Source organism: Streptomyces sp. NPDC052107, assembly GCF_040680215.1.
In the GTDB taxonomy this organism is placed as follows: Bacteria; Actinomycetota; Actinomycetes; order Streptomycetales; family Streptomycetaceae; genus Streptomyces.
The window spans coordinates 1-9,007 of sequence record NZ_JBFAWG010000163.1 but is presented as its reverse complement, the minus strand read 5'-3'; the positions used below and the strand labels follow the sequence as shown (position 1 = coordinate 9,007).

Below are 9,007 nucleotides of genomic sequence, written 5' to 3'. Positions count from 1 at the left end.
CCCAGAGCGCCCAGACCTACACCGTCCACGCCGAGATCACGTTCTTCGAGAACGGCCTTGCGTCCCGCTCACGACGCTAAACGCAGCGGTGTTGTAGTACAGGGGCTGCCGCCTGGGTCGAGGTGCCGACCGGTGATCTGATCGCCTACCTGCGCGCTGCCTTGAGCCAAGAGTGATCTCGACAGCTCGATGAAGTCGAGACCCCGCCTGGGACTACCTGGCGGGGTTTCTTCATGCTGACCTCAACCGACCGATGGGCCGGGACACGCCGGTCGGGAAAGCGGTCGAGTACAAGTGGGTGGTCCGCGGCGACCAAGTGATCAAGAGCGAGGTCGAGACCAACTGGGTCATCGTGCAGCTGAAGTACATCGGCAAGGACAGGGCACACCCGCACGGCAAATGGGTCGTGTACACGTCCTACTTGGAGGGGTGATGATGCCGGACGAAGCCCAAGCCGAACACGAGGACGCCGCCGACAACGGCTTCCGGGAAGGCATCTACGTGACCGACGTCGGGCTGACCTGGGTGGCCTCACGGTGGGACCTACCCCGTGCGCTGTCCCCCGAGGACGCCCGGCGCTACCTGCCGGAAAGCGGTCCCGTGCCGATGTGGCTCCACTTCGAGGAAAGCGCCGTAGAGCAGTTCGACCGGTCGAAGGCTGCACGACTGGGCCAGGACGTTCAGCGGCTCCTGCGCTCCCCGCTGCCGGACAAGACGATCCGCACGGTGTGGCTCGGGGCCACCCACGGCACTTCCGACCCGGCCGAGTACGGCATGAGTGCTCGTGCCTGGCTGGAGCGGATCGAGCAGGCATGGTTGGCCCGCGTGCACCGGGACGACCCGGCATTTGTGCCTTTATCGCTACAGCCAGTGGTGGACGAAGAGCGGTGCCAGACAGTTGTCCAGGTGATCCGCCCGGTCACTGAGCGGCTCAGCCATGCGGCCGAGAAGCCCTTGTACGGAATTCCGGTGACCGGTCTCGTCCCGGCGCTGGAGAGGGTGGCCACCGAGGCGTGCGCGACCTCGGCTACCGGCTGTTCCTTCGCGCTGTGAAGGCGTACTTCTGCCGGTGCCGGAAGACACGGAGCTGTACGACAGCGTCGTCGCCCTCGCGGAGCGATTCGGGTATCCGGAGGAGCTCGTGCGGGACGGTCTCATCGACCTGGCGGACTGACGGACGAGGGTCCGGGCTGGAACCTCAGCGCGTTGATGGCGGAGTACGGACGGCCGTTCGCCGGGCCCGGCGAGGGACGACGGCCGACCTTGACGTGGCCCCGGGAGATCCCCATCGAGGGCGAGCCCGCCGACGTGACCGCGATCGCGGCGGCCTACGCGGACTGGCCGACGACGAGCGATGGGCCCAAGATGTTTCTCAAGGCCGAGCCCGGTGCGATCCTCGTCGGCGACTGGTTGCTTCGTCCGCGGGTGGCCGGCGCAGACCGAGGTGACGGTCGCGGGGGATGCGCTTCGTCCAGGAAGACTCGCCGGACGGGACCGGGCACGCCCTCGCCGACTGGAGGGGGACCCTGGGCTGATGCCTGCCCCGCTTCACGGCGCCGAGCGTTGCCTCACACGAACCGATTGGACGGCCAGCATGGCGATCATCTCGCGCGGTTTCCACGGCCGAAGGCCGCCCGCGGGCAGAAGGCTGCCACCCGGACAGTACGAGACCACCGGCTTTCCGGTCCTCTCGGCCGGGCCCACGCCGCGAATCAGCACAGACGAGTGGGAACTGTCCGTGACCACGGAGACCGGGAGTCGGCACAACTGGGACTGGGCCGCCCTCATGAAGCTGCCGTCGCAGACTCCGACGGCAGACCTCCACTGCGTGACCAAGTGGTCGAAGTTCGGCACCCGGTGGCAGGGGGTGTCTTTGGACGTCCTGCTCGCCGATGTCGAGACGGCTGCCGAGTACGTCCTCGTCGCCTCCTACGGGGGCTATACCACAAACCTCCCGCTGGAGGATCTTCTGGACGGCAAGGCCTGGATCGCGTACGGCTACGACGGCCGGCCGCTCGCCCCCGAGCATGGCGGTCCGGCCCGACTGCTCGTCCCGCACCTCTACCTCTGGAAGTCCGCGAAGTGGGTGCGCCAACTGGAGTTGCGGGAGAACGACACCCCGGGGTTCTGGGAGAGCGCCGGCTACCACAATTACGGAGACCCGTGGCAAGAACAGCGGTATCGAGGAGACTAGGCGACCGGCTCCGATGGAGGGCCGCCGAAGTGACAGAACGTCGCGCTGAGTCCGCGACGGCCGTCACACTGGTGCTGGAGGTGCCGGAATGGCCCGGCCATCTGGCGGGCCAGCATGTGGATGTCCGGCTGACCGCCGAAGACGGCTATAGCACACAGCGCAGCTACTCCATCGCGTCGGCCCCGGACGGAACGCGCCTGGAGCTGACAGTACAACGAGTTGTCGGGGGCGAGGTCTCGCCCTACCTGGCCGACGAGCTCATGCCCGGCGACCAGCTGGAGCTCCGGGGACCGGTCGGAGGCTGGTTCGTCTGGCAGTCGGAACAGCAAGAACCGGTCCTGCTCGTGGCCGGCGGCTCCGGGCTGGTGCCGCTGATGTGCATGATCCGCACGCGGCATGCAGTCGGCAGCCGGGTCCCCTTCCGGGCGCTCTACTCGCTGCGATCGCCGGCCGAGCTGCTGTACGGGCCGGAGATCCGCCAAGGAACACCAGGGGTCGACATCACGCGCATCTACACCCGGCAAGCGCCACAGCAGTCCGTACGCCCCCCGGGCCGCATCACACCCGACGACCTGGCACACCATGGATGGCCACCGGACCTCCGGCCCACCTGCTACGTCTGCGGGCCCACGGCATTCGTCGAGAAGGCGGCTGCCTACCTGGTGCTCCTCGGGCACGACCCCGAGCGTGTCCGCACAGAACGCTTCGGCGGAGGAGAAGACTGAGATGACGGCAGGCACACCGGCGGACACCGGAATCCCGCGCGGCGAAGAGGGCGGGTACATGGACGGCAACGCGCTGGCCGGCCCCCTCACCGAGCTCTTCGCGGTCGACCTGACGGTAGCGACCAGCCAGTGCGCGCACTGCGGCAACACAGGGCCCCTCGCACGCCTGCTCGTATACGGCCAGGCACCAGGACTGGTAGCCCGCTGCCAGGGGTGCGGACACGTCATGCTGCGTCTGGTACGCGCGCCACAGACGGTCTGGCTCGACATGAGCGGTATCACAGTGCTGTCGATCCCCGTGGGCGCCGACTGAGCCGCCGGCGGCTTCACCGGCGAGCAACGCCCCCCGGCCCGGCGAGGAGACCACGAGCACGCAACCGGCGGCGCCCGCCACACAGCCAGGCCGGAGGCTGCTCAAAACGGCATGGCCACACCATGAGGTGTGTTGCTGCCCGACGGGGCACCGAGACGGCCGTGTCACTCTTCGCAGGTGCCGTTTCCGCGTGAGTCCAGGAGTCACTGACGGGGCTCTTGCAGGTCACGTCCGTTGCAATGGTGTATCGGCGGCCACTCGGTGATCTCCTCTTCAAGGCAGTGCGGTCAGTTCGTCGGGCAGGACGGTCTCGCCGGTTTACGACTCGATCAGGTGCCAGGCGCGCCTCGGCGAGCAGCTCGCGACTCATGGCCACCACCACGCCCACGAACCGGATCGCGGCCGTGCGGTCGGCCGACGCCATCGAGCAGCCGGGGCCCTTGCCCGGCTGGCAGCCCACGAGCCGCTCGGGGACCGTCCGGCTTCGGGCCGGGCGCTCATGAACGCTCGTAAGGGGCGGAGCCCGGCCAAGCGAGTGCTACACCCGACAGACCGCGAAGAGCCGCCGCAGGACGCCGGTGCTGCCCGATGCGGAGCACGCGCTGAACCTTGCACAGAACCGGGGAACGCGGCTGTGCACGCTGCACAGGCACGAGCCGACGCCGATGCCGAACGGGTCCGGGCACATCACCGACTCCTGACCCGCCGTGGCGCCGGGCCTGCAGAGCCGCCCCGGCCACAGGCCCAGCCTGCGGCCGGGCCTGTGGCCGGGCCCGCGTCAGGGCGTGTCGCCGGAGCAGTACAAGCCGCACGCGAGGAGAGGTGCGGGCGCCGGACAGTCGAGTCCCCCAGAACCGAGCGGGCGCGCCGATCGCGCACCCGCTCAGTTCGTCACATGTGGGTGAAGATCTTCTCGGCGTCGAAGCGCGAGACCGGCTGGCGAGAGACGCGCGTCTCGTCCGGGTACCCGAGCACGACGAGCAGCGTCGTGGTGAAGTCGGTGTCCGTGAGGCCGAACGCCTCGTCGATCGTCGCGCGGTCGAACCCTTCCAGCGGGGTGGCGTCGACTCCGATAGAAGCGGCGGCCATCATGGTCGCGCCGACCACGAGGTACGTGTTCTTCTCCAGCCAGTGGAGCACGTCACCGCCATAGTTCTCCGACTGGATCTCCACGAAGTGGGACGCTCCAGCCTCCCATCCCTTCTGGATCTCCGGGTCCGCGAAGCGACCGTCCGCGCGCTCCTTCGCGAAGATCTCCTGCAAGTGCTCGTCGGGAATCGTCTTGCGGGTCGTGAACACGATCGCGTGCGACGCGTTCCGTACCTTCTCCGCGTTGTCCGCGAAGCGGCCGACGAGAGCGTCCGCAAGCTTGTCCTTGCCGGCCTGCGACTCCAGCACATGGAAGTGGTTCGGCTGGATGTTGATCGTCGTCGGCGAGGTGCGTAGGTAGCGCAGCAGGAGCTGGAAGGTCTCCTCCGGGATCTTTTTGTTCGGGTCGAAGCAGCGGGTGAGGTGCTTGGTGATCAGATTCTCGAGATCCATGCTTGGCTTTCGTTTCGTTGTCGGAGAGATCGGGCCAGGAGGCGGTTTCTGGGCGTTGGACTCACGTCAGTACGTGGTGAACATCGCTTTCATCGGGGCGACCTCCGTGCCAGTTGACTCGGTCGCGACGTCGCTGGTTACGCGCCCGCACCGGGGATGTCGACGACGGTGTCGTTGACGTTGTTGAGGTAGTTCGTGAGCAGCGTGACGACCACGACGGTGACGATCGCCTGGATCTCGGGGTCCGTGTATCCGGCCTCGCGGACCGCGGCGATGTCCTCGTCGCCCACCTGGCCGCGGGTCTCGATCACCTGCTGGGAGAAGCGAGCGACGGCGGCACGCTTGGGATCGGTGGAGCCGCCGGTGCGGGCCAGCTCGATCTCCTCGGTGGACATGCCTCCAAGGTTCGCGGAGATGAATCCGTGCAGCGCCGAGCAGTAGTCGCAGTTGTTGGAGTGGGACGTGGCCAGCGCGATCGTGTGGCGGGTCTTCGCGTCGAGGAGCTTCGCGATGCTGCCCTGCAGGCCCATCACGATCTCGAGGACGGTCGGGTTGGCGGCGAGCGTGGTGAACATGGCAGGAGCGAAGCCGAACTGCTTGGCGATGGCGTCGAGCGTGCCCTGCGTCTTGGCGTCGATGTCGGTGAGCTCGGGCGTGGTGAGACGAGACATGGTGGTGGTCCTCGGGTCGGTATCAGTCTGGGCTATTCAGCCCACTCGCAGTGAACACATGCACAGAGTGGGTTGTCAAGCCCAATCCATGCTCGGATTGGGGTGCTGAGCACAATCTGCGGGGTAGGTCGGTGACATGCAGATGAACGATGGATCGCGTAGTCTTCGCGGGCTCACGGGCCAGGGGCTGGCGACGCGAGGTCGCATCCTCGAGGACGCCACGGACTTGATTTACACGCGGGGGTCCACGCGACGAACAACGAGCTGATGCGAAGAGCAGCGGGGGTCAGCGGCTCGCAGCTGAGCCACTACTTCACGAACAAGGAGAGCCTGGTGCGCGCCGTCAGCGACTGGCAGGCCGAGAGCGTGCTCGGCTTCCACCGAAGCGAACGGTTCGCCGACTTCGACACGATCGAGGCGTACCAGGAGTGGGCGGACTTCTTCGTCGTCTCCGGTCGCCCGTTCGAGAACGGCTGTAGCCTCGGATCCCTCGCGAGCGAGATCGTCAAGATCGATCTGGATGTCCGCGACGACCTCGCCCGCGTCTTCGCCGAATGGCGAGACATCTTCCGAGCGGGACTCGAGCGGATGCAATATGACGGACGACTCGACGAGTCGGCGGATCCGGCGCGGCTCGCACACATGCTGATCGCCGCCTACCAGGGAGGCAGCCTGCTAGCGCAGATCGCCCGCGACGCAGCGCCATTGCGTAACGCGCTGTATGCCGCGGTCGAGCATCTTCGCGCGTACACAACGTCAGACGACGTCGTGTGAACCTGATACGAAGCCCGGGCCTCTTGTTCCGGAGCCTGAACGTCGCGTGACGGGATCGGTAAGACCTTGGCGTCGGTAGACGCTAACGAACTTGCGTGGCAGCGCAGCAGGCCTGACGACCCGTCGTCGGTTGTCAGGCCGTTGATCCCGTGTGGATTACCGGCTCTTCGCCGATCCGGTGGGGATCATGGCGTGAGTCCGCCCGCGGCTAGTGCTGGATTCCTCAAAGGATGTACACATATCGGCGGCGTAACCGCCTGGTGGGCGGGGCGGGTCTGCCCCATATCCAGGGGCGGGCGCGGGCGTTGAGCTGGGATGTCGCCTGGCGGGTGGGTTGCTCGATCTCGGGTGGTCCGGCGAAGGACTGGCCGGCGAGGGCGGCGTTGCGGAAGATGGGCCGTCCAAGGACCTGCCCGGCGGTACGGTCGGCTACATCGACCCGTCCGGGCTGGCCGGGCTCAGGATCGACGTCGTCGAGTTCGCAGGGGTCGACCCGCTCCGGCACTGGCGTGAGACCGAAGAGGCCCAGACGCGTCGCGGCAACCCAGGCTATGAGCGGGTCAGGATGGCTCAGTTCGTCGTCTCGGGGCCCTGACGTTCGTGGGCCTCCTGGCGGGCTTCACCGTGCGTCAGGAGGGGCCCGGGAGCCGGGCATGGGGCTATGCGGTGAGGCGGACGAGGTGCTTGTAGCAGCAGATGGCTGCGGCGAGTCCGGGAAGGCCGGGTAGTTACGGGGATCGCTCTCGTAGCGAGGACTCAAGCGACGGTAGCCGGAGAGCCGCGACATCGTCTGCTCAATGACCCAGCCCGGCGGCCCAATCGTTCGCTGGATTCGATGCCTTGCGGGCGATGCGTACTCCGATCCGCTTCCATCGGAGCCATCTGCGCAGGACGACAGGGTCGTAGGCGGGCGCCGCCGGGCTGGCCACCATCGCCACCCGACCGCGAGGCGACCATCGGCCCACGTTCGGCGGACGCGGTTTCTTGGCGACCCCCGAGTAGCCGGCGCCGGCCACCGTTATGAAGCTGGAACAGCCGTGACCGACCGCATCGCCGGCATCAATCCGACGGCGAGACCACGCTGTACGCCGACACCGACATGGACCGCCCCGGCACCGAACACAACCTGGATCACCACGCCTGAGGGACTGGCCCGAGCCCAGGGACAGGGAAAGGCCAGGACACCCGCTGCCGTTCCGGCCCGACAGGGGAAGGAGCCGTCAGCGCGTCGGCGGGCACGCGGACGTGCGGCTGACTTCCCGTCGGGAAGGCGCGGCGGGTGTCCCGGGTCGGCCGGATGGGCACCGAACCGCGCCTCGACGAGGGCCCACCCGTGAGCCATCGCACAGCCCCCCGCGCCGGTGCCTTCCCGTCGGAGCCGGCTCGCCGGCGCGGCGGGCACTTCGGCCAGGGAACCCGTGCTGAACGGCTATGCCTGCGCGCTCGGTTGCCGGGCCTCGAAGCGTGGAGGACGGCCGTGTCACGGGCCGCCGGAACCACGTGTCGCAGCGGGGCGAGTAACGTGCGAGGACAAGACCGCCATGAGCTAACGCCTGGTCATCAGATCCGTCATCGGCAGGACGCCGCCCTCGGTGTCACCGGAGTACCGCAGGTGGCCGAGGCGCCAGTTGTCCTGGACGGTGCGCAACAGGGAGTAGTGGTTGTACGGCGTGTGGCTCACGGCACCGCGCGGACCGCGGCTGGTGATGACCACGGCCGGGCTCAGACCGCCGCCGTAGGGACCACCGGGCCAGTTCGATGGGGTGGTGGAGCCGGGGTAGTCCGGGTTGAGGCGGACGTCGTGCAGCGGCACGTACGGGGAGTCGCAGCAGCCATCGGCGCTTTCGTATCCGCCGTTGTCCTCGCCGCCGATCCAGTCGTTCTCGTCGGCGACGATGAAGATCGCACTGTTCTCCTTCCAGGCCGCAGAGTGCGTGATCGTATCGACGGCTTGCTGGACCCAGACGTCGGACTTCCCCTTGAGGGCCTGGTCGTTTGCGTCGCCCGGGGACCCGGCGTACGGGCAGGGCGTCTCGGGGTGACCGGGTACCGCGACGTTCACTCCGCCGTGCATGTCGTTGCACTGGTTCGGTGTGAGCCATGCGAAGTCCGGGATGTCACCGCTCGCCAGATCTGCGGCGAGCGCGCTGTAAGGCTTCACCGCTGCCATCCGGGCCGGGTTTTCGGCGATGTCGTTGAAGAGCACGAAGGGGTTGTGCTTGCGCGCGTACAGATGGACCTGGCTGCCGTTCACCACGGGGCCGAAGCGGGCCTGCTTGTCCGTCGGCAGGTCCTCCATGTACGCCGCCCAGGTCCTGCCGTGTTCCTCCAACTGGTCCACAACGTTGCGGGCGGTGAGGCGAGTGACGTTCTCGTCCTCGTCGTCCTGGATGCCGAAGGTGTCACCGGCCGTCGCCGCCAGGTAGTTGGGCATGCTCGGGTGGGTGACCCCGAAGTAGTGGTCGGCCATCCCATATGTGCGGGCGAGCCGGGTGATACGGGGGGCGTCCGGATCACCGATGACGCCGTCCTTCGAGTGATTCTCCAACATGATCACGAAGATGTGGTCGAGGCGGCCCCTGCCCTCATCGTGCGGGCGAGGAGCGGCGTCAGCCACTCCGGACGCCGCACCCGCCAGCAGTGCCGCACAAACCGCCCCGACAAGGCGTTTCGCCTTCCGCATCGGCAAGTCCTGCGGGGCTCGGAAAGTCATCGCTGCAGCTCACGCGGCATATCTGTACTCGTTGATGACTCCGCCGAGGACGCGGGTGCGTAGGAGCCTTTGTGT

Annotated in this window: 10 protein-coding genes and 1 pseudogene; 7 read left to right on the top strand and 4 right to left on the bottom strand. The window is 67.5% G+C overall.

Annotation, left to right across the window (positions count from 1 at the left end):
• Positions 1-253: 253 nt before the first annotated feature.
• From AB0M27_RS45410 to AB0M27_RS45390, 5 genes are all read left to right on the top strand, one after another.
• Complete coding sequence (locus tag AB0M27_RS45410) at positions 254-433, top strand: hypothetical protein (protein ID WP_365731856.1); 180 nt, start codon at positions 254-256, stop codon at positions 431-433.
• A complete protein-coding gene (locus tag AB0M27_RS45405) occupies positions 433-1,053 on the top strand; it encodes a hypothetical protein (protein WP_365731854.1) in 621 nt (206 codons plus the stop codon). Before AB0M27_RS45410 ends, AB0M27_RS45405 begins: the two co-directional genes overlap by 1 nt.
• A gap of 541 nt (positions 1,054-1,594) precedes the next feature.
• A complete protein-coding gene (locus tag AB0M27_RS45400) occupies positions 1,595-2,194 on the top strand; it encodes a sulfite oxidase-like oxidoreductase (protein WP_365731852.1) in 600 nt (199 codons plus the stop codon).
• Entirely contained in the window at positions 2,164-2,919 is a 756-nt protein-coding gene (locus AB0M27_RS45395; protein ID WP_365731850.1) for a ferredoxin reductase, read from the top strand. The genes AB0M27_RS45400 and AB0M27_RS45395 overlap by 31 nt, the downstream gene beginning before the upstream one ends.
• Position 2,920: 1 nt before the next feature.
• Entirely contained in the window at positions 2,921-3,232 is a 312-nt protein-coding gene (locus AB0M27_RS45390; RefSeq protein WP_365731847.1) for a DUF6510 family protein, read from the top strand.
• A gap of 891 nt (positions 3,233-4,123) precedes the next feature.
• On the opposite strand, the gene AB0M27_RS45385 is transcribed toward AB0M27_RS45390, so the two are convergent.
• Complete coding sequence (locus AB0M27_RS45385; protein ID WP_365731845.1) at positions 4,124-4,774, bottom strand: nitroreductase family protein; 651 nt, start codon at positions 4,772-4,774, stop codon at positions 4,124-4,126.
• A gap of 137 nt (positions 4,775-4,911) precedes the next feature.
• A complete protein-coding gene (locus AB0M27_RS45380; RefSeq protein ID WP_365731843.1) occupies positions 4,912-5,445 on the bottom strand; it encodes a carboxymuconolactone decarboxylase family protein in 534 nt (177 codons plus the stop codon).
• Positions 5,446-5,778: 333 nt separating this feature from the next.
• On the opposite strand from AB0M27_RS45380, the gene AB0M27_RS45375 reads away from it, so the two are divergent.
• Both AB0M27_RS45375 and AB0M27_RS45370 read left to right on the top strand, forming a co-directional pair.
• On the top strand, positions 5,779-6,219 hold the full coding sequence (locus AB0M27_RS45375) for a TetR family transcriptional regulator C-terminal domain-containing protein (RefSeq protein WP_365731841.1): 441 nt from the start codon (positions 5,779-5,781) through the stop codon (positions 6,217-6,219).
• Between the two features lie 334 nt (positions 6,220-6,553).
• On the top strand, positions 6,554-6,814 hold the full coding sequence (locus AB0M27_RS45370; RefSeq protein ID WP_365731839.1) for a hypothetical protein: 261 nt from the start codon (positions 6,554-6,556) through the stop codon (positions 6,812-6,814).
• A gap of 64 nt (positions 6,815-6,878) precedes the next feature.
• On the opposite strand, the pseudogene AB0M27_RS45365 reads toward AB0M27_RS45370, so the two are convergent.
• Positions 6,879-7,109 (bottom strand): annotated as a pseudogene (locus tag AB0M27_RS45365) (IS5/IS1182 family transposase); the annotation flags it as partial.
• Positions 7,110-7,765: 656 nt separating this feature from the next.
• Positions 7,766-8,770 (bottom strand): alkaline phosphatase family protein, encoded by a 1,005-nt coding sequence (locus tag AB0M27_RS45360; protein WP_365731837.1) that lies wholly within the window; start codon positions 8,768-8,770, stop codon positions 7,766-7,768.
• Positions 8,771-9,007: the final 237 nt, after the last annotated feature.